The organism is Streptomyces sp. NPDC020965 (assembly GCF_044333555.1).
Lineage (GTDB): Bacteria > Actinomycetota > Actinomycetes > Streptomycetales > Streptomycetaceae > Streptomyces.
Window position 1 is genome coordinate 243,535 of the sequence record NZ_JBIRRE010000012.1, and the last position, 19,646, is coordinate 263,180.

15 protein-coding genes are annotated in these 19,646 nt (G+C 72.6%); 8 read left to right on the forward strand and 7 right to left on the reverse strand.

The genetic code is table 11. From position 1 onward, the window contains the following. Nucleotides 1-100: 100 nt before the first annotated feature. Entirely contained in the window at nt 101-1,738 is a 1,638-nt protein-coding gene (locus ACH4S7_RS31150) for a DNA repair helicase XPB (RefSeq protein WP_398524686.1), read from the reverse strand. A 242-nt stretch (nt 1,739-1,980) separates the two neighbouring features. Here ACH4S7_RS31150 and ACH4S7_RS31155 point away from each other — a divergent pair, with 242 nt between their 5' ends. The 3 genes from ACH4S7_RS31155 (at nt 1,981) to ACH4S7_RS31165 (ending at nt 4,774) form a co-directional block, all read left to right on the forward strand. Beyond that, complete coding sequence (locus tag ACH4S7_RS31155) at nt 1,981-3,345, forward strand: ATP/GTP-binding protein (protein ID WP_398524687.1); 1,365 nt, start codon at nt 1,981-1,983, stop codon at nt 3,343-3,345. Next, nucleotides 3,290-3,916: an RloB family protein gene (locus tag ACH4S7_RS31160; protein WP_398524688.1), complete on the forward strand. Its 627-nt coding sequence runs from the start codon at nt 3,290-3,292 to the stop codon at nt 3,914-3,916. The genes ACH4S7_RS31155 and ACH4S7_RS31160 overlap by 56 nt, the downstream gene beginning before the upstream one ends. 204 nt (nt 3,917-4,120) lie before the next feature. Further along, nucleotides 4,121-4,774 carry a VanZ family protein gene (locus ACH4S7_RS31165; RefSeq protein WP_398524689.1) on the forward strand — a complete coding sequence of 218 codons (654 nt, stop codon included), beginning with the start codon at nt 4,121-4,123 and terminating at the stop codon, nt 4,772-4,774. Here ACH4S7_RS31165 and ACH4S7_RS31170 read toward each other — a convergent pair. Further along, the gene (locus ACH4S7_RS31170; RefSeq protein ID WP_398524736.1) at nt 4,737-7,259 is read right to left on the reverse strand and encodes a helicase C-terminal domain-containing protein; all 2,523 of its coding nucleotides are present in this window, start codon (nt 7,257-7,259) and stop codon (nt 4,737-4,739) included. The two genes, ACH4S7_RS31165 and ACH4S7_RS31170, sit on opposite strands and share 38 nt — an antisense overlap. A 136-nt stretch (nt 7,260-7,395) precedes the next feature. Between ACH4S7_RS31170 and ACH4S7_RS31175 the strand changes: the two genes are divergently transcribed. Together ACH4S7_RS31175 and ACH4S7_RS31180 are read left to right on the forward strand one after the other, a co-directional pair. Further along, nucleotides 7,396-8,691, forward strand: a complete 1,296-nt coding sequence (locus tag ACH4S7_RS31175; RefSeq protein WP_398524690.1) for a hypothetical protein — start codon at nt 7,396-7,398, stop codon at nt 8,689-8,691. 291 nt (nt 8,692-8,982) lie between these two features. Beyond that, nucleotides 8,983-9,609: an HAD family hydrolase gene (locus tag ACH4S7_RS31180; RefSeq protein ID WP_398524691.1), complete on the forward strand. Its 627-nt coding sequence runs from the start codon at nt 8,983-8,985 to the stop codon at nt 9,607-9,609. Nucleotides 9,610-9,613: 4 nt separating this feature from the next. Here ACH4S7_RS31180 and ACH4S7_RS31185 read toward each other — a convergent pair whose 3' ends face one another. Continuing rightward, the gene (locus tag ACH4S7_RS31185; RefSeq protein WP_398524692.1) at nt 9,614-9,850 is read right to left on the reverse strand and encodes a hypothetical protein; all 237 of its coding nucleotides are present in this window, start codon (nt 9,848-9,850) and stop codon (nt 9,614-9,616) included. A gap of 181 nt (nt 9,851-10,031) precedes the next feature. Here ACH4S7_RS31185 and ACH4S7_RS31190 point away from each other — a divergent pair, with 181 nt between their 5' ends. Then, complete coding sequence (locus ACH4S7_RS31190; RefSeq protein WP_398524693.1) at nt 10,032-10,415, forward strand: cold-shock protein; 384 nt, start codon at nt 10,032-10,034, stop codon at nt 10,413-10,415. A gap of 133 nt (nt 10,416-10,548) precedes the next feature. On the opposite strand, the gene ACH4S7_RS31195 is transcribed toward ACH4S7_RS31190, so the two are convergent. From ACH4S7_RS31195 to ACH4S7_RS31210, 4 genes are all read right to left on the reverse strand, one after another. Then, entirely contained in the window at nt 10,549-11,406 is an 858-nt protein-coding gene (locus tag ACH4S7_RS31195; protein ID WP_398524694.1) for a 1,4-dihydroxy-6-naphthoate synthase, read from the reverse strand. After that, nucleotides 11,403-12,053, reverse strand: coding sequence for a futalosine hydrolase (locus ACH4S7_RS31200; protein WP_398524695.1), 651 nt, complete (start codon nt 12,051-12,053; stop codon nt 11,403-11,405). Before ACH4S7_RS31200 ends, ACH4S7_RS31195 begins: the two co-directional genes overlap by 4 nt. Before the next feature lie 16 nt (nt 12,054-12,069). Then, a complete protein-coding gene (locus ACH4S7_RS31205; RefSeq protein WP_398524696.1) occupies nt 12,070-12,546 on the reverse strand; it encodes a DUF2771 domain-containing protein in 477 nt (158 codons plus the stop codon). A gap of 373 nt (nt 12,547-12,919) precedes the next feature. Beyond that, complete coding sequence (locus ACH4S7_RS31210; protein WP_398524697.1) at nt 12,920-14,302, reverse strand: MFS transporter; 1,383 nt, start codon at nt 14,300-14,302, stop codon at nt 12,920-12,922. Nucleotides 14,303-14,695: 393 nt separating this feature from the next. On the opposite strand from ACH4S7_RS31210, the gene ACH4S7_RS31215 reads away from it, so the two are divergent. Together ACH4S7_RS31215 and ACH4S7_RS31220 are read left to right on the forward strand one after the other, a co-directional pair. Then, nucleotides 14,696-15,622 carry a DUF3027 domain-containing protein gene (locus ACH4S7_RS31215; protein WP_398524698.1) on the forward strand — a complete coding sequence of 309 codons (927 nt, stop codon included), beginning with the start codon at nt 14,696-14,698 and terminating at the stop codon, nt 15,620-15,622. Between the two features lie 587 nt (nt 15,623-16,209). Next, the gene (locus tag ACH4S7_RS31220) at nt 16,210-19,422 is read left to right on the forward strand and encodes a molecular chaperone Hsp90 (RefSeq protein ID WP_398524699.1); all 3,213 of its coding nucleotides are present in this window, start codon (nt 16,210-16,212) and stop codon (nt 19,420-19,422) included. Nucleotides 19,423-19,646: the final 224 nt, after the last annotated feature.

Here is a 19,646-nt window from a genome sequence, read left to right on the forward strand (position 1 = left end):
ACCGCCCGTACATCCGCCGCCACTGACGTCCCCCGTACCCCCCGGACCGACGCTCCCCCCCCGGAGCCTCCCGTCTCCCGCCTTTCCGCCTACCGCCGCCTCAGCTCAGCAGTTCGTCCGCGTCCACGATCCGGTACGCGTAACCCTGCTCCGCCAGGAACCGCTGGCGGTGCGCCGCGAAGTCCTGGTCGATGGTGTCCCGGGCGACGACCGAGTAGAACCGCGCCTCGTGGCCGTCCGCCTTCGGCCGCAGCACCCGGCCCAGCCGCTGTGCCTCCTCCTGACGCGAACCGAAGGTGCCCGAGACCTGGATGGCGACCGTCGCCTCCGGAAGGTCGATCGAGAAGTTCGCCACCTTCGACACGACCAGTACCGAGATCTCGCCCTGCCGGAACGCGTCGAACAGCTTCTCCCGCTGCGCGTTCGACGTCTCACCCTTGATCACGGGCGCGTTCAGGTGCTCGCCCAACTCGTCGAGCTGGTCGATGTACTGGCCGATCACCAACGTCTGCTCGCCCTGGTGCTTGGCGACCAGCGCCTCCGTCACCTTGCGCTTCGTCGCGGTGGTGGCGCAGTAGCGGTACTTCTCCTCCGTCTCGGCGGTGGCGTACGCGAGCCGCTCGGCATCGGTGAGGTTGACCCGCACCTCCACACAGTCGGCGGGCGCGATGTACCCCTGCGCCTCGATCTCCTTCCACGGCGCGTCGAACCGCTTCGGCCCGATGAGCGAGAAGACGTCGGACTCGCGGCCGTCCTCCCGTACGAGGGTCGCGGTCAGACCGAGCCTGCGCCGGGCCTGGAGATCGGCGGTGAACTTGAAGACGGGCGCGGGCAGCAGATGCACCTCGTCGTAGACGATCAGGCCCCAGTCCCGGGAGTCGAACAGCTCCAGATGCGGGTAGATCCCCTTCCGCTTGGTCGTCAGCACCTGATAGGTGGCGATGGTGACCGGGCGGATCTCCTTCCGCGTACCGCTGTACTCGCCGATCTCCTCCTCGGTGAGCGAGGTGCGCTTGACCAGCTCGTGCTTCCACTGGCGGGCGGAGACCGTGTTGGTGACCAGGATCAGCGTCGTCGCCTTGGCCTGCGCCATCGCCCCGGCGCCCACCAGGGTCTTGCCCGCGCCACAGGGCAGCACGACCACACCGGAGCCACCGTGCCAGAACCCCTCGACGGCCTGCTTCTGGTACGGCCGCAGCGCCCAGCCGTCCTCGGCCAGATCGATGCGGTGGGCCTCGCCGTCGACGTACCCGGCGAGATCCTCGGCGGGCCACCCCAGCTTCAGCAGGGTCTGCTTGATCTGCCCCCGCTCGGAGGGGTGCACGGCGACGGTGTCCGCGTCGATCCGGTCCCCGACCAGCGGCTGCACCTTCTTGGACCGCAGGATCTCCTCCAGCACCGGCCGGTCGGTGGAGGTGAGGACGAGACCGTGGGTGGGGTGCTTGGAGAGCGTGAGCCGACCGTAGCGAGCCATCGTCTCGGCGACATCGACCAGCAGGGCGTGCGGGACCGGGTAGCGGCTGTACTCGACCAGCGCGTCCACGACCTGCTCGGCGTCATGCCCGGCGGCGCGGGCGTTCCACAGACCGAGGGGGGTGATCCGGTACGTGTGGATGTGCTCGGGGGCACGCTCCAGCTCCGCGAAGGGCGCGACGGCACGCCGGCAGGCGTCGGCCAGCTCGTGGTCGACTTCGAGGAGGAGAGTCTTGTCGCTCTGGACGATGAGGGGTCCGTTCACCTGGTGCGTCCTCCGCTGGTGCGCTGTGGCCTGGGCTCGGCCGAATTCGCCAAACATCCAGTGTCGCTCATCGGGCGACGCCTGCGCAGGGACCCCGCTGCTTCCTTCGGGAATCCGACCGTCATGGATCTCGCTACCCGTGTGGGTGAATGGTCTATGCGGTGTCGTTGGGCGGGCGGTATCGTCAAAACTTGACGATACCGCCCGCCCAACGACAATCTCCGGTGCTTGGGGGAGCTGCCATGCTGCTTCGGTTCCAGGTGACTAACCACGCATCCCTGCGGGACGAACAGGAACTGTCCCTGGTCGCGGCCGACCGCCATCCGGACCGTGCCGAGGGCGAGGTGTCGGGGAGTGGCCATCGGGTGGTCCCGGTGGCCGCGATCTACGGGACCAACGCGTCCGGGAAATCGAATGTCATCGACGCGCTGGGCTGGATGCGGCGGGCGGTTCTGTCGTCTTTCCGGCGCTGGGACCCGAGTGGCGGTGTTCCCCGTCGGTCGTTCGCGCTGAGGGCGGACTCCTCCTCCCACCCGAGTGTCTTCATGGTGGACTTCGCGCTGGAGGGGATCCGCCATGAATTCGGGTTCTCGGTCGATGACGAGCGGGTGCTGGAGGAGTGGCTCTACTACTACCCGGAGGGCCGACAGCGTCGGCTGTACGAACGGAAGCCGGGCAACAAGATCAATTTCGGGCGATCGCTGACTGGTCATCGCAAGGTCATCTCGGAGTTGCTGCGCCCCAACAGCCTCTATCTCTCGGTCGCCGCCGCGCAGGGGCATCAACAACTCGGTGCGATCTACCGCTGGTTCCGGTTCGGCCTCTCCATGGCCACGGACGCCGACTTCCAGAACCGCCTCGACCACACAGTCCATCTCTGCCTCGACGACAAGCACCAGAGTGTCGCGACACCCGTTATGGCCCTCCTCCGCTTCGCGGACCTGGGAGTGTCGGGGCTGGAGATCGAGAAGGCGGACGAGCAGGCCCAGGACATGCACAAGCGCCTCACTCAGGCGGTGCGGGAGGCGCTGGGCGATCAGGTCTATGTGGGGGCGGCCCCGCTGGACCGGGTTCGGGTGGAGCACCGGACAGCGGACGGTGTCTTCCCGCTCGACCTCGCCGAGGAGTCGAGTGGGACACGTACCTGGGTCGGTCTGATCGGCCCAGTGATCACCACCCTGACCAGGGGAGCGGTTCTCTGCGTGGATGAACTCGACGCGCGACTGCATCCGTATCTGGTCGACGCGCTGGTCGGGATGTTCCAGTCGCCGGAGATCAATCGATCGGGTGCTCAGCTGGTGTTCAGCACCCACGAGGCGGCGCTGCTGGGCCGGAATGTCCGTACGGAGATCTTCCGCGACCAGGTGTGGTTCACCGAGAAGGACCCGGGCACCTTGGCGACGCGTCTGTTCCCCATGACGGAGTTCAGCGTGCGTGACTCCGCCGAGAATCTTGAGAAGCGCTATCTGGCGGGTCGTTACGGGGCGGTTCCCTTTCTGGACGACGACCTGCTGCGACATATCACTGAAGAATTCCATCGTGGGGGTGGGCGTGGGGCGGGGAAAGCCGCTGAAGCGGGAGAAGGGCAGACGTCCGGAGCAGCGTAGATTCCTGCTCTACTGCGAGGGCGAACGCACCGAGGACCAGTACTTCAGAGGATTACGCGGCGAGCTGCGGGGGCTCCCGGTCCTCATCTGCCTGGGCGGGACGCATGGCGAGCCCAAGTCGCTGGTGAGGGCGGCGATCGCGCACAAGCAGCGGGCGTCGACGTCGGCCGTCGACCGCCACACGGCCTATGACGAGGTCTGGTGCGTGCTCGATGTGGAAGCCCCTGTTCCGCACTCTTCTCTCGACGAGGCACTCGGGCTCGCCGAGCGTCACGGAATCGGCGTCGTGCTCACCAACCCGTGCTTCGAGCTGTGGATTCTGCTCCACTTCACAGCCATGACGGCGTACAGCACATCGGCGGTGATGCAGAGGCTTCTGGAGAAGCACGGTGGGGCGGGGTATTCGGTCGACCGGAAGCATCTGGACTATGCCGTTCTGAGTCCCCACCTCGATCAGGCTCGACAGCGGGCGCGGGCACTACGCGACGGAAGGTCCGATGGCAGGACGGCCAATCCGTGGACCGATGTCGATGTGCTGGTGGAGCGGCTGCGACAGGCGCGGCACGGGTAGCGCGGTCCACCGTGGCCGGTGTGCCCTGCCGGTGTCGCCCGAGGAGCCTGTACCGCGGACGGGGCCGGGGGCGTGTCCTGGTGGGGTGTGGTGGTGCCTGAACGTGGGGTCGGGGGGCATCCGGGGGGTATGGACGAACAACAGCGAGAAGACCGAGGAGATTCACAGGAAGACACGGTTACCGGCCCGCGCCACGCGCCTCTCGTGAGAGTGCTGGTCATCGCGGTGGGGCTGGTCGCGCTGGTCGGGTTCGCGGTGGTGCTGGCCCGGTTGACGCTCACCCCGTCGGCCGCATCGGCCGATATCGCCGGGGCGAACCTCCGTCCCGGGCACTCACTCCGGCAGTACGCGGAGGAGTACACGTTCCTCGCCGCCTGTAAGCAGATCGGCGGCAATCTGGCGCTCGGGGCGCCCTTCGGGCTCATCCTTCCCGTACTCGTACCGCGCAGGTTGCGGATGGTCCGGGTGATGCTGCTGACCACCGTGGTGATCGTGTTCGTGGAGCTGGCACAGGGCGCGCTCGTCGAGGGGCGGGCCTTCGACGTGGATGACGTGCTCCTGAACACCGGGGGCGCGCTGATCGCCTATCTCATGCTGGGGCGCCGGATCGGGCATCGCTTCCACACGCTGGGGGAGCCGAAGGACGGCGCCTCCGTCCCCGGCCCCGTACCCCAGGCGGGTACGGCAGGCACGGGGGACACCGCTGGGGCCGCCGCCGCGCCGGTCGCGACAGTCGTCGGTGGAAGGGCCGGGGAGAGCAAAGGAGGGAAGGGCAGCAGCGGGGACGGGAAGGACGGGAAGGGCGGTCGGTGGTGGCGGGTCAGGCCGGGTCGTCGGCGAGTTCCGCGACGCCCGTGATCCGGTGCAGCGGAAAGGTGCGGACCTCGTCCGCCGTATGGTCGTACGCCGTCACGAACCCGCCCTCCACCCGCACCGGCGCGATCACCCGCTGGCTCGCCGTGCCCTCCGCGTTGACATAGCCGATCCAGATCGAGGAGCCGGTCATCACCGCGGCCTGGACGGTGGCCAGCGTCTCGCCCGAGGTCGAGCGGGGGAGACCGCCGCCGCGGCCGGCGCCGCCCTCGCCGGATGACGGTTCGGGGACCGGCTTCCGCTCCACCGTCGCGGCGAGATCGCCGGCGCGGATCGCCCGGACCGCCGCGCCGAGCAGCGCGGCGTCCGGCAGGGGCGGGCCGTCGGGCACCGGGGCCGGTGGGGTGCGCGGTGGGGTGCGGCGGGCGTGCGCGCGGGTGATCAGGACATCGCCCTCCGCCGATTCGGCGGCGGGCGCGTAGCCGAGCGCCCGCAGGCCCTCCAGCAGCGACGACGGATCGGTCTGGGAGGCGAGGACGGTCGGCGCCAGGCGGCGCAGCCGCAGGCCCTGGGAGCGGCGGTCGGCGAGGATCTCCTCCAGCAGCGCGTCGTCGTCGCAGCGGACGTACGCGGCGGCCGAGCCGATCCGCAGATGGCCGTGGCGCCGGGCCACGTCGTCGATGAGGTAGCTGAGCGGCTGCGGTACCGGTGTCCGCGAGTGGGACATCAGGAAGGTGTGCAGATCGGATGCCGAACGTCCGGCGTCCAGCGCACGGCGTACGGAGCCGGGCGTGAAGCGGTAGACCGTGGCGCCGCCCTTGGACTCGACGTCGGCGAGCACCGCGAGGGTCTCGGCCAGCGGGCGTTCCAGCGGGCCGGGCGCGACGGCGGTGAGGTCGGCCTGGAGGAGGACGTGGTCGAGCGGTTCGGGGAGGAGTGGCGCGAGGGCCACCGCGGCGGCGTCCCGGGCCGCCGCGCGCTCCGCGGCCGTCAGCGCGGGCGCCGGTGCCGCGACGGCGGGGCCGGGGTACGCCGCGGGCGTGGGGCTGCCCAGCAGTTCCCGTCCATGGGCCGAGAGCGCTCCCCGGCCCGTCACCCCCAGCGCCTCCGCCTCGGTCAGCGTCCAGCCCGCGATGCGCGAGCGCAGATCGACATGGCCGCCGTCCGCAGCCCCGCCCCGCAGCGGCCGTTCCCAGCGCAGCCGCGCCAGCACCGTCTCCGGATCGGCCGCGGTGCCGGCCGGCAGGGTCGCCAGCAGTTCGAGCACTCTGCGGCGTACCTCCACGGTCGCCGTGCGGTCCAGGTCGGGGCCGAGCGCGGAGAGCGCGCGGCCCTTGCCGTCGGTGCCGCCGACCAGGCCGGGGGTACGGGTCGCGGTCAGCCAGGCGTCGCCGAGGAGCGCCCACCGCTCGGCGGCCGGGAGGGTGAGCCAGTCGTCGTACGCGGGCGTCGGGGCGTACCGCTCATCGGTCGCGCCGTCCGATGCCAGCAGGCCCGCGGCGTACGCCAGCTCCACCCAGAACGCGGCCATCGGCTCGCTCGCGTCCAGCGCGACCGCCGTCCGCTTCAGGTCGCGGACGGAGAGACCTCCGGCGCGCAGCACGGCGGGACCGCCTTCGTGCCAGTCCTGGAGCAGGTCCTCGACGGTCGAGAGCGCGGTGTACGCCTGGCCGGCCGCCGTGCCGTCCACAACCTGTGGACGGCTCGTCGCGAAGGACGCGGCGGGGGTGATCCGGGGCGGCAGCGGCTCCGCCGAACGGTGCGCGCGGCCCGCCCGCAGATGGAGAGCGGCCTCGCGCGGCAGCACGACCGTGCGCGGGGAGGTGGGCAGCAGCAGTCCGTGGTCCCGCAGCCAGCGCACCGGGGGTGCGGGGTCGGAGGTGACCTCCCCGTACGGCGGCCCCCAGACCAGCCGGTCCAGCACCGTCAGCGCGGCCGACGGCGCCGAGTCGAGCAGTGCGCCCATCCGCTCCCGGTCGGTGAAGAGCGAGGTCAGAGCGGCCACGGCGGATACCGGATCGTGCGTCGTCGGTAGCCCGGCGGCGGCGATGACCTCCTGGATCCGGCCCGGTGACATCCCGGCCGTGGCCTCGGCGACGGTGGGACCGAGACCGGTCGGCGACGGCCGGGTCGGCGACGGCGCCAGCAGCTCCCGGGCCGTCCGCACCAGCCGCAGCCGGTCGCCGCCCCACACCAGCGCCTGACTGCGCAGCGCGTCAACCGCGCGCGGCAGGGCGGTCTCGATCGCGGGATCGCCCTCGTCGCCGGTCAGCAGCGTGAGCAGACCCTCGTACGAGGCGGGTTCGGGGGCGACCGCCAGCGCCTCGGCGGCCTGGAGGGTGAATCGGTCGAGTCGCTCCAGCGCCCGTACGACCGAGGCGCGCGTCCCGGCACGGGTGGCGAGCTGGGACAGATCACCCGGTACGGGGCTCAGCAAGTCGGGGCGGACGCGCAGCAGCGCGCCCAGCTCGTCGTCGTCTCGGGCGCGCAGGGCCTCGGCCAGCGTGCGCGGACTGCTTCCTTCGGGCATGGTCCCCATCCGACCCACGTTAGTCCCTGGAACGCCCGGGGAGTCCCTGGAGCGCCGTCCTCGCGCTACGGTCATGCACAGGGCGGGCCGGACCGGGGAGGACGGGCGGCCCCGGCAGGGAACGTCAGGGGACGCCGTGGGGATCGAGAGCGACCAGCTCGTCTACGACTATCTGAGCCGGATCGGGGATCTGGCCCAGCAGCGGCAGCTTCCGTCCGGCACCCGGATGGAGCTGGTGGCGACGGTGCGGGGGGAGATCGACCGGCAGCGGGCGAGAGCCACCACCCCGGACACCCCGGCCTCGGTGCGGCGCATCCTGGGGCGGCTCGGCTCTCCGGACGACGTGGTGACGGCGGCCAGTAGCACCGGCACCAGCACCAGCACCAGCACCGGGCCGGCCGCGGCCCCCTCGCCCGAGCACCGGCCGTCGGGGGGTGACGGCGGGGGAGCGGCGTCGGGGTCCTCCCGTACGGAACCGTCCGATGCGGCCCGGCGGCCCGGGCGGGTCGCGTGGTTCAAACAGGGCGGCCAGGGCGGAGAGAGTCACCAGGGTGGGCGGGGCGGCCAGGGCGGGGAGAGCGGCCAGGGCGCACAGGATCGACCGGGCGCGTCGGGTGACGGGAGTGAGCGTTCCGGTCTGCTGGCGCTGCCCGGGCAGCGCGTCCGGCGCCGGATTCCCCGTCCACGCCTCGGCAAGAACACCGATCGCCCCGCCGTGCCGCCGCCCCCGGCCGGAGGGCTGCCACCGCACCTCGCTGGCCTGGACGAACTCGGCTCGTCCGATACGGACGTCGACTGGTGGAGCATGGCGCCCCAGTCCTTCGGGGCGGGAGAGCGCGTCGCCGGATTCACCGGCGGGGTCGAGATCCCCGAAATACTCCGGCCCCCGCTGACGGAGGAGGAGATCGCCGCGCTCAAGAAGGCGGGCGCCGATGACGACCTCGATGACGACACCGCGACGGAGGAGGTCGAGCAGGAGTCGCCCGGCGGGCTGCGCCGTGTGCTGTCACGGCTGCGGCGCCGTGGCGCCGAGCCGGAGCCGGAGGCCGTGGCGGCGGACGACGACGGCACCGCCGTACCGGCGACGGGCTTCGACAGCCCGTTCCTGCTGCTCGCCGCGGCCCTGCTGATCGGGGGCGCGGTCTTCAGTTCCTATATCGCGCTCGGGCTCGGCTGGCTCTGCGCCTACGGCTCGCGGAAGCTGTCCGACGCGCAGCGGAAGTTCGCCGTCTTCGTGCTGCCGGGGGCTGTCGCGATGGCCGGGCTGATCTGGATGTGGAGCCAGGTGGATGAGGGCGGCGCCGCGGCGGAGGCCGAGGCCGCCGCGAAGGAAGGGATGCGGGAGGCGATCGGCGGGGCCTGGCCCTGGGTGGTGAAGGGCGCCGCCATCGCCTCCGCGATCTATCTGATCGCGCGGGCGCGGCGGCGCTGATCCCGGCCGGTGGCCGGGTGGGCGGGTGTGCTGCGTGCGGGTGTGCTGCCCGCGGTGGCGGTGCGTGCGGTGGCGGTCGGCTGGGTGTGCTGCCTGTGGTGGCTGGTCGGGCGGGTGTGCTGCCCGCGATGGCGGTGCGTGCGGTGGCGGAGTGTGGCGGTGGCGGGGGCTGGCCGGGACGACGATGGCCGGTGGCGGGGGCTGCCCGGGCTGACGGTGGCCGGGCGGGCGGGCGGGCGGCACGGGCGGTGAGCCAGGGCGCCCACCGCCCCCACCACGCACAATGGCGCTATGGCTTCCGCACCCGCCCTCACCGTCGGCTTCGACCTCGACATGACCCTGATCGACTCCCGCCCCGGCGTCCGAGCGACCTATCTCGCGCTCACCGCGGAGACCGGCGTCGAGATAGACGCCGATCTCGCGGTCAGCCGGCTCGGTCCGCCACTGGAGCAGGAGCTGGCGCACTGGTTTCCCGATGATCAGATTCAGGCCATGGGCGACCGCTACCGCGAGATCTATCCGGAGTACGCGATCGACCCCACCGGCCCCCTTCCGGGCGCCCGTGAAGCCGTCGCCGCCGTACAGGAGCTCGGCGGTCGGGCGATCGTCGTCACCGCCAAGCACGAGCCCAACGCCAAGCTCCATCTCGACCACCTCGGCATCGCGCCGGACGTGGTCATCGGCTGGCTGTGGGCGGAGGGCAAGGCGGAGGCGCTGCGCGAGTACGGCGCGAGTGTGTACGTCGGCGACCACACCGGCGATATCCGCGGCGCGCACACCGCCGAAGCGCTGGCCGTGTCCGTCGCCACCGGCCCCTGTACCGCCGATGAGCTGCGGAAAGCCGGTGCGGACGTGGTGCTCGCCGCGCTGACGGAGTTCCCCGACTGGCTGCGCGGCCACCTCGCCGCGCGCGGCTGACCGGCTAGGAGACCGCCTTCGCCGCGCGCCGCTGGGCCGCGATCGTCCGGAACACGCCGGCCCCGGAGATCGCGAAACCGACGCCCATCAACATGCAGATCCCGTACGCGACGGGCGGGAACGGGTCGGTCCCCAGGAAGAGTGGTGCCATGGTGATCAGCGTGGCCACGGCGCCGATGATGAAGACGATCCCACCGGCGCGGACCAGCCCGTCACCCGGTGCGGGAGGAGTAGCAGTCATCCGGCCAGGGTAGTTCCCTGCGGGGAGGAACCGATCGGTGACGTCTTGTCTCCAGCCCCTGGACCATTAGCCTTGGGTTGGCGGGTCGGACGGCCCGCTGCGGTGAATCCAGAGCCGTTTTCATCGGCGCCCAGCTCCCGGTGGCCCCAGCGCCCCAATGAGTACGAAGACGAGGACAGACGTGCCTACCGGCAAGGTCAAATGGTTCAACAGCGAGAAGGGCTTCGGCTTTCTCTCCCGCGACGACGGCGGCGACGTCTTCGTGCACTCGTCGGTGCTGCCCGACGGAGTCGATTCGCTCAAGCCGGGCCAGCGCGTCGAATTCGGTGTCGTCGCGGGTCAGCGCGGTGACCAGGCCCTCTCGGTGACCGTTCTCGACCCCACTCCGTCCGTCGCCGCCGCACAGCGGCGCAAGCCGGACGAACTGGCCTCGATCGTGCAGGATCTGACGACGCTGCTGGAGAACATCACCCCGATGCTGGAGCGCGGCCGTTACCCCGACAAGACGCACGGCGCGAAGATCGCGGGCCTGTTGCGTGCGGTGGCGGACCAGCTCGACGTCTAGGGTCCTCAGCGGTGAGCCGGTCAGCCAGTCGCCCGGCATCCGCACACACGGACCATCGACGTCCCGGACCCGTCGGCCCCGTTCGCCCGGGCCCGGCCTTCTCGCGCCCCGGCGCCTTCGCCGTCGGGGTCCGTCAGTCCTCTGACACGTACGACAGGAACCTCAGTGCATCCCGGCCGAGGGGCGGTACCAGCCCCTCGGCCGCCGCGCGGGTGAGCAGCCCCCGCACCGCGGCGTAGCCGTCCTCACCGAGGTCGGCGGTGAACTCATTGACGTAGAGCCCGATGTGCTGGTCGGCGACGGCCGGATCCATCTCCTGGGCGTGTTCCCGTACGTACGGCCGTGACGCCTCCGGGTCGTCCCACGCCATCCGCACCGATGTACGGATCGAATCCGCGAGCAGCCGCAGCGTGTCGTCGCCCAGCGACCGCTTGGCGATGATCGCGCCCAGCGGGATCGGGAGGCTGGTGCTGGACTCCCAGTGTTCGCCAAGGTCGGCGAGGCAGTGCAGACCGTACGACGGGTAGGTGAAGCGCGCCTCGTGGATGACGAGTCCGGCGTCCACCCGACCGTCCCGTACCGCGGGCATGATCTCGTGGAACGGCAGCACAACCACCTCGCCCACCCCACCGGGCACCAGATCAGCCGCCCAGAGCCGGAACAGCAGATAGGCCGTGGAGCGTTCGCTCGGCACCGCGACGGTCTTGCCCCGCAGGTCGAGGCCGGGCGCGCGGCTGAGGACCAGTGGTCCGCAGCCCCGACCCAGCGCGCCGCCGCACGGCAGCAGGGCGTACTCGTCGAGCACCCACGGCAGCACCGCGTACGACACCTTCAGGATGTCGGACTCGCCGCGCTCGGCCATCCCGTTGGTGATGTCGATGTCCGCGAACGTCACATCGATGGTGGGCGCGCCCGGGACCCGGCCGTGCGCCCACGCGTCGAAGACGAAGGTGTCGTTCGGGCAGGGCGAGTAGGCGATCCGCAGGGTCACGACGGCTCCTCGAAGAGCGGGATGAGCGGGGGGAAGGCGCTGCCCAGCGCGGCCAGGGCCGGGCCGATGCGCCAGGCGGCCCGGTCGCGCGGTCCGACGGCGTTGGAGATGGCGCGGATCTCCAGCACCGGCACACCGTGGACGGCGGCGGCCTCGGCGACCCCGAACCCCTCCATCGCCTCGGCGGCGGCCCGGGGGTGACGTCCGCTCAGCTCGGCAGCGCGGGCTGCCGAGCCGGTCACCGTGGAGACGGTGAGGATCGGTGCGCACAGGGCGCCGGTCGCCAGCGCGGCGCGCGTGGCGAGTTGGGCGGGCGGAAGGTGCGTGGTGCGGCCGAAGCCGAGTTCGTCCACCGGGAGGTAGCCGTCGGGGGTCTCGGCGCCGAGGTCCGCCGCGACGATCGCGTCGGCGACGACGAGGGAACCGACGGGCGCGTGGGACGGGAAGCCACCGCCGATGCCGGCCGAGATGACCAGATCGTACGGGGAGGTCGCGAGCGCGGTCGCGGTCGCGGCGGCGGCGGCGGCCGGACCGACACCACCGGCGATCACATCGATGCCGTTCCCGGCTCCGTTCCCGGCTCCGGCGACGGCCGCGGCGACGGAGTCCGCCTCCGCCGCCACCGCGGTCACGACCAGTACACGCACGGCGTCACCCCTGGGGTCAGGACTTCTCCAGCGTGAAGAGCCAGATGCCCAGCAGCTTCTTGCCGTTGGTCTCGACGATGCTGATGTTCGCCTTGTTGGAGGTCTCGCCCGTCTGCGAGGTGAAGAACGCGCTGGCGGGAACGGACCGGTACGTCTTCTTGAACGGCTCCTGCTCGGCCGGCTGGCCGCCGATGAAGAGGGTCCAGCCGTGCTCCGCGATCTCCGGGTCGACGCCGAAGCGCACCCGGTCGTCCAGGGAGACCTTGATGGTCTTGCCGGTCTTCCTGTTCATGCACTCCTGGATCAGGGACTCCTTGATGGCCTTGCCGTCGTTGTAGCAGGCCGCCTCGGAGTTCACCGACTCCGTCCCGACCGTCACGGTCGCGAGCGGCGTCGGCTTGTCACAGGCGGAGAGGACGAGGAGCCCGGCGCTGACGGCACCGATGGCGGCAGTGGCCCGGCGACGCCTGCCGGAGAGGAACGCAACGGTCATGGCCGAAAGGCTATCGGGCCCACCAGCCCTGTCCACGCCGGGGTCCGGCGCGCCGCGCCGCCCCCTGCGCGTCGACGCCGCTCGGACGGGGTCGGGCCGGGCACGAAGAGGGTGTCGGAGGGGGCGCCGGAGAGGGAATTGGGGGAGTTGGGGAGGGCCGGGCCCGGGCGGGGCTAGTGGTTGGGGGCTGGGGCGTGCCGTGGGGGCCGGTCGGGTGGGGCTGGGCCGTGCGAGGGGCGGGCGGTGCCGTTCGAGAGGGAGGAGGGAGGGGAGGGGAGGGGGAGGGCTGGGTGTGGGGCGGGCCGGGCGCTGGCCAGGTGGGGCGAGGTGCGGTGCCAGGGCACGCGAGCCCAGCGAGATCCAAACGAGAGCCCTAAGTGAGGCGGGGGCGCGGCCGGCCGCCGCCCCGGGCGCCCTCCAGCAGACCGCGTACGGAGACCGCCGCCCCCGTACTGATGATGGCCGCCGCGACCGACATCCCCAGCGCCCCGTTCAGCGGCAGCACGATCCCGATCGCGCCGCCGACCACCCACGCCATCTGGAGCAGCGTCTCCGAGCGGGCGAACGCCGAGGTCCGCACCTGCTCCGGCACATCCCGCTGGATCAGCGCGTCCAGCGACAGCTTCGCCAGCGCCTGGCACAGGCCCGCCGTCGCGCCCAGCACCGCCACCATTCCGGCGCCGAAGAACACCGCCGCCAGGATCGCCGCCGTGAGCACCACCCCCAGCACCGTGGCGATGATCAGCTCCGGGCCGCGGGCCCTCAGCCACGCGCCGACGGTGGTGCCCAGCGCGTTCCCGAGGCCCGCCGCGACACCGACGATGCCGAGGGAGACGGCCGCGCTCTGCCCGGCCAGCGGATGTTCCCGGAGCAGAAAGGCGAGGAAGAAGATCAGGAACCCGGAGAGCATCCGGAAGGCCGCGTTCGCCTGGAGGCCGTGCAGTACGGACGGGCCGACCGTCCGCAGACTGGGCTTCCGCGCCTCGGCGGGCCCGCGCCGTCCGGTGACTCCCCGCTCGTGGGGGAGGATGTGCGCCTTGTCCTCGCCCTTCGCCGAGTCCACCGTCGGGGGCAGCCGCAGCGCCCAGTACGCGCCGAAGAGGAACACCGCGCACGCCCCGTACAGCGGCCACGCCGGACCGATCCGGTGCAGACCGGCCCCGATCGGCGCGGCCAGGCCCGTTGCCAGCAGACCCGCGAGCGTGACCCGGGAATTCGCCTTCACCAGCGAGAACCGTGGTGGCAGCAGCCGGGGCACGACCGCGCTGCGGATCACCCCGTACGCCTTCGATGCGACCAGCACCCCCAGTGCGGCCGGATACAGCTCGATGCCCCCCGTCGCCACCGCGGCCGACATGCCGACCGCGAGCACCGCCCGGGTGAGCATCGCGCCCGCCATCGCCGCGCGGCGGCCGTGCGGAATGCGGTCGAGCAGCGGACCGATCACCGGGGCCAGCAGGGCGAAGGGGGCCAGGGTGATCGCCAGGTAGAGCGTCACCCGGCCGCGTGCCTCGTCCGTCGGTACGGAGAAGAAGACCGTGGACGCCAGCGCGACGGTGATCATGACATCGCCGGCGCCGTTCACCGCGTGCAGCTCGATCAGTTTGCCGAGGCCCGATTCACCCGCCCCGTGTGCGTGGGTCGCCTTTCGGATACCGCGTGCGGTGCCCCGGAACGGCAGGCGCAGGGCACGCCCGACCGTCCGGCTCGCTCTGCTGAGCGACCCGGGTTCTTCGGACGACCTGGCGGTTGCCACGTCGTCATAGTGCCCCACAGTCCCCGAGGTATGGGTGTGATGCGCCCTTCGCGGCGGGCATCTTGCCGCCCGTTCGGGGTGGTCGTTCCACCGCTGTCACCGCCCCGTTCGCGCCTCGTTCGCTCCTTCTCGTCACCTCTCGCTCACCTCTTGTTGGAGCGCGCAGGTGGGCGCGGGGCTGCGGAGGGGGTAGCGTGCGTAGCGCGCCACCGGCGATTGTTCTCGGCCGCGCGCCTCTTCGGCATCCCGCAGAATGGATGGCGGTAGGTGTGCCCGGGACAGGTTGGTCTGGGCGCGGACGTCGATGCGGCCCTCAGGTCCGCTCCGCCTGCGGCCCGTACTCACCACCCGGCCCGCGCACCCGTGAGACGGCGTAGGAGAGAAGCGAGACCTGTGAGTGCTGCGACGACGCGAAGCCGAACCCCCGACCGTCTGTGCGCCGAGGCGGTAGACCTCGCCCGAGCGGCTGCGGAGGAGACCGCGGCACCGGGGGTGGTCGGCGAGCATGTGTCCCTCGTCTCGGAGGGGGACCGGGTTGTCACCCACTTCTTCGAGTGCAAGGAACCCGGATACCGGGGCTGGCGCTGGGCGGTGACCGTCGCGCGGGCCTCCCGCGCGAAGAACGTCACCCTGGACGAGACCGTCCTCCTGCCCGGCCCCGACTCGCTGCTGGCACCCGAGTGGGTGCCCTGGAGCGAGCGGCTGCGGCCGGGCGACCTGGGACCGGGCGATCTGCTGCCCACCGAGGCGGAAGACCTGCGCCTGGAGCCCGGCTACGCGGGCGAGGACGTACCCCCGCCTAAGTCGGCGATCGAGGAGACCTCCCACGACCTGGCCGAACGGGTCGAGGCGGAGGACGCGGAGCTCACCGACCGCACCCCGGCCGAGACCGCGACCAATGCGCGCGGCTCCATCGCGGCCGTCGCCGAGGAACTCGGGATGCGCCGTGCGCGCGTGCTCTCCCGATACGGGCTGCATGTCGCGGCCGACCGCTGGGAAGAGTCCTTCGGCGCGAAGACCCCCATGGCGCAGGCGGCCCCGGCGCCGTGTGTGACCTGCGGATTCCTGCTGCCTCTCACGGGGTCGCTGGGGCAGGCGTTCGGTGTGTGCGCGAATGAGTTCTCGCCGGCGGACGGGCGTGTGGTGTCGCTGTCGTACGGGTGCGGGGGGCACTCGGAGGCGGCCGTGATGCCGAAGCCGCCGCAGCCTCCGGTGCCGGTCTTTGACTCTCTCGCGCCCGACGTCTTTCCGCTCCATCCGGAGCGGGAGGGGTCGGTGCCGGAGGGGGCCCTTCAGGACGCGGATCTGGGGCATTCCTGATCCCTTGAGCCCCCGGGCCCCCGGGCCCCTTGTGCTGAAGCCGATGCTGGTGTCCGGCTTTCCCGGGCGGTGGGTTCGTCCTCAATCGCCGGACGGGCTGGGTTTGAGCGGCGAGTGTCCTCAATCGCCGGACGGGCTGGGTTTGGGCGGTGGGTGTCCTCAATCGCCGGACGGGCTGGGTTTGGGCGGTGGGTGTCCTCAATCGCCGGACGGCTGGGTTTGAGCGGTGGGTCCGTCCTCAGGTGCCGGACGGCTGGGTTGGGCGGGGGTGTCCTCAAGTGGTTTGGGCGGGGGTGTCCTCAAGCGCCGGACGGCTGGGTTGGGCGGTGGGTGCGTTCTCAAGGGCCGGACGGCTGGGTTGGGCGGGGGTGTCCTCAAGCGCCGGACGGCTGGTTTGGTGCCTCCAGGGCGGGCTGGTTTGGGGTGGTGGGGGGTCCGGGGGTGGGTCTGTGGGGAAAACGGGGGGTGGGGTGGGGTTTCCGGGGATCGGTCGCGCGCAGGCGCGGGGAACCGGGGTGCGGTGACGCGGTACCTTCGGCCGGGCGGGCCGCACGGCCCCCTCGCCGAACACAGAGCGGAGCACCAGCGTGAGCCTCACGACCCCCGAGTCGGCCGACCCGTTCGGGACCGCGCGGCTCCGGCGCGGGGTGCTCGACGCGTGGCGCGCCGCCCCCGCCCGCTTCCGTGAGGACGCCAACGCCGAGGAAGACCTCGTTCTCGGCGGCTACCGGGACCGGCTCATCGTCGAGCTGGCCCAGAACGCCGCCGACGCCGCCGCCCGCGCCCGTACCCCCGGCCGGCTCCGGCTGACCCTCCGGCCCGGCACCGGCACCGGCACCGGGCCCACCGACCACCCGGTCCTCGCGGTGGCCAACACCGGCGCTCCGCTCGACGCGGCCGGTGTCGAGTCCCTGAGCACCCTGCGCGCCTCGGCGAAACGGGACAGCGGAGGCATCGACGGCGAGAAAGACGGCGAGAGCGACGGCAGCGCGAGCGCGAACGGCTCTGAAGGCACCGGCAGTGTCGGCCGGTTCGGCGTCGGATTCGCCGCCGTCATCGCTGTCAGTGACGAGCCCGCCGTCCTCGGCCGTCACGGCGGCGTCCGCTGGTCCCTCGCCGAGGCCCGCGCGCTCACCGAAGAGGCCGCCGAGACCTCTCCCGGCCTCGGCGACGAGCTGCGCCGCCGAGACGGCCAGGTCCCCTCGCTGCGGCTCCCGCTGCCCGCCGAGGGCACCGCCCCCGACGGCTACGACACGGTCGTCGTCCTCCCGCTCCGCGACGGAACCGCCGTTGACCTGGTCGAACGCCTGCTGGCCGGCATTGACGACGCCCTGCTCCTCACCCTCCCCGGACTCACCGAGATCGTGGTGGAGACCCCGGAGGGCGTACGGCGGATCGAGCGTTCGGCGACCGGCCCGTACACTCGCATCCACGACAGCACCCACGGCGAATCCCGCTGGCGGACCGTCACCCACAGTGGCGGACTCGACGCGGAGCTGCTCAGGGACCGTCCGATCGAGGAGCGGCTGCGCCCGCACTGGAGCGTCACCTGGGCCGTCCCGGTGGACCCCGACGGCGCGCCCGCCCGGCCCCGTACGGCCCCCGTCGTCCACGCGCCGACGCCGACCGATGAACCGCTCGGCGTCCCCGCCCTGCTGATCGCGTCGCTGCCGCTGGACCCGACCCGCCGCCATCCCGCCCCCGGCCCGCTCACGGACTTCCTCGTCCAGCGGGCCGCCGTCGCCTACGCCGAACTCCTCGGCGGCTGGCAGCCGGTGTCCACCGGCACGATCGACCTGGTGCCGGGCGCGCTCGGCAAGGGGGAGCTGGACGGGGCGCTGCGGGCGGCGATCCTCGGACTGCTGCCGCGTACGGCGTTCCTGGCGGCGGCGGCCCCCCGCGCCGCCGATGACGAGGACACCGGGCTGCCGGACCGCGAGCTCCCCACCGGGCTGCGCCCCATCGAGGCGGAGGTCCTGGAGGGCGCGGGCACCGACACCGTACGGGTGCTGGCCGAGGTGCTGCCGAGCCTGCTGCCGGCCGGTCTGGAGCGCCGGGTGGAGCTGCGGACGCTCGGTGTCGCCCGGGTGCCGCTGACCGAGGCGATCGACCGGCTCGCGGGCCTGGAGCGTGAGCCCGCCTGGTGGCGGCGGCTCTACGACAGCCTCGCCGGTGTCGATCCGGACCGGCTCACCGGCCTGCCCGTGCCGCTGGCGGACGGCCGGACGACGATCGGCCCCCGGCAGACCCTGCTGCCGCTCGCCGACACCCCCGCCCACCTGGCCCGGCTCGGCCTCAAGGTGGTCCACCCGGACGCCGCGCACCCGCTGTTGGAGAAGCTGGGCGCGCTGGCCGCGACCCCGCGCGCGGTGCTGACGACCCCGCAGGTGCGTGCGGCGGTCGCCGGTTCGCTGGACGCGGGCGAGATCTGGGACGAGGACGCCCTCGACGCCGACGAACTCGCGGAGATCGTGCTCGCGCTCGCCCGGGACGCCGAGCTGGAGCCCGGTGACGAGCCCTGGCTCGGCGCGCTGGCCCTGCCCGACGAGGACGGCGAACCCGCCCCGGCCGGGGAACTCGTCCTCCCCGGCAGCCCCTTCGCCCTGGTGATGAACCGGAACGCGCTCGCGTTCTGCGACAGCGAGCTGGCCGCCCGCTGGGGTGAGCGACCGCTCGCCGCCTGCGGTGTGCTGGCCAACTTCACCCTCGTACGGGCCACGGACGTCGTCCTCGACCCGGACGAGCTGGATCCCCGCGACGGCGACTTCGCCGAGCCCGACGACGCCGGTCTGCTGGACGCGGTCGACGTCTGGTGCGAGGACGTGCTCGACGGACTGCCGGAGACGCCGGTCCCGCCGGTGGCCACCGAGATCGTCGCCGTCCGGGACCTGGACCTCGTGGACGACGACTGCTGGCCGCAGGCGCTCGCGCTGCTGGCGAGGCCGCCGCTGCGGGACGCGCTCACCCAGTCCGTGCGCGTACTGCTGCCGGACGGCACGACGGAGACCGTACGGCCGTACACGGCGTGGTGGCTGCGCGACCATCCCGTACTGGACGGCAGGCGTCCGGCCGGTCTGCGGGCGGCCGGTGGCGATCCGCTGCTGGACGGGCTGTACGAGGCCGTGGACGCGTCCGGATTCGACGACGCGCAGGTCCTGCGGGCGCTGGGGGTACGCACCTCGGCCGCGGCCCTGCTGGACGAGCCGGGCGGTGCGGCGGAGCTGCTGGGCCGGCTGGCGGACCCGGACCGCCCGGTGCGCCCGGCCCAACTGCGTGCCCTGTACACGGCGCTGGCGGAGCTGGATCCGGAGCAGGTGACGCTCCCGGACGAGCTGCGGGCGGTCGTGGACGGGGAGGTGCGGGTCGTGGACGCGGCGGACGCGCTGGTGGCGGACGCCCCCGATCTGCTGCCGCTGGCCGATGGGCTGCCCCTGCTGCCGGTGGCGCCGGCGCGCGCCGCCGAGCTGGCCGAGTTGTTGCAGGTGCGGCGGCTGGGCGATGCGCTGGTGGCGGAGGTGACGACGGAGGGCGCGGAGCGCGAGGTTCCGGAGGCCGTCCGGACGCTGCTCGGGCCCGCCGCCCCGGCCTCGTACCGCGAGCATGACGAGCTGATCGCGGGCGGTGTGGAACTGGACTGGCGCCGTACGCCCGACGGGGTGATCCACGCGGCGACCCTGGAGGGGGTGGCGGCGGGGCTGGCCTGGGCGGCGGGGCAGTGGCCGAGGCGTTTCGAGGTGGCGGCGCTGCTGGAGGATCCGTCGCGTACGGAGGAGCTGGCCCGGGACCGCTGGTTCGACTGATCGCGGCTTCGGCCGGCCGTTGCTCTGGCTGGCGGCTGGCCCGGGACCGCTGGTTCGACTGACCGCGCGCGGGCGTGCGGGGGGCGTGCGCGGAGTACCAGGCGTACGAGGGAGGGGGGGGCGGGGCAGATGTACCGCGCCCCCACCCCGGGGGGGCACGCCCCCCGGGTTGGCCCCCAGGGGAAAGTACACAGGCCTCACACAAACGCACGGGCGGAAACCCC

What these genes read in the sequence shown, in the direction of transcription:
- ACH4S7_RS31180 (WP_398524691.1), top strand. Translation starts at nt 8,983, where the DNA reads ATGGCTTCCGCACCCGCCCTCACCGTCGGCTTCGACCTCGACATGACC.
- ACH4S7_RS31155 (WP_398524687.1), top strand. Translation starts at nt 1,981, where the DNA reads ATGCTGCTTCGGTTCCAGGTGACTAACCACGCATCCCTGCGGGACGAA.
- ACH4S7_RS31185 (WP_398524692.1), bottom strand. Translation starts at nt 9,850, where the DNA reads ATGACTGCTACTCCTCCCGCACCGGGTGACGGGCTGGTCCGCGCCGGT.
- ACH4S7_RS31170 (WP_398524736.1), bottom strand. Translation starts at nt 7,259, where the DNA reads ATGCCCGAAGGAAGCAGTCCGCGCACGCTGGCCGAGGCCCTGCGCGCC.
- ACH4S7_RS31205 (WP_398524696.1), bottom strand. Translation starts at nt 12,546, where the DNA reads ATGACCGTTGCGTTCCTCTCCGGCAGGCGTCGCCGGGCCACTGCCGCC.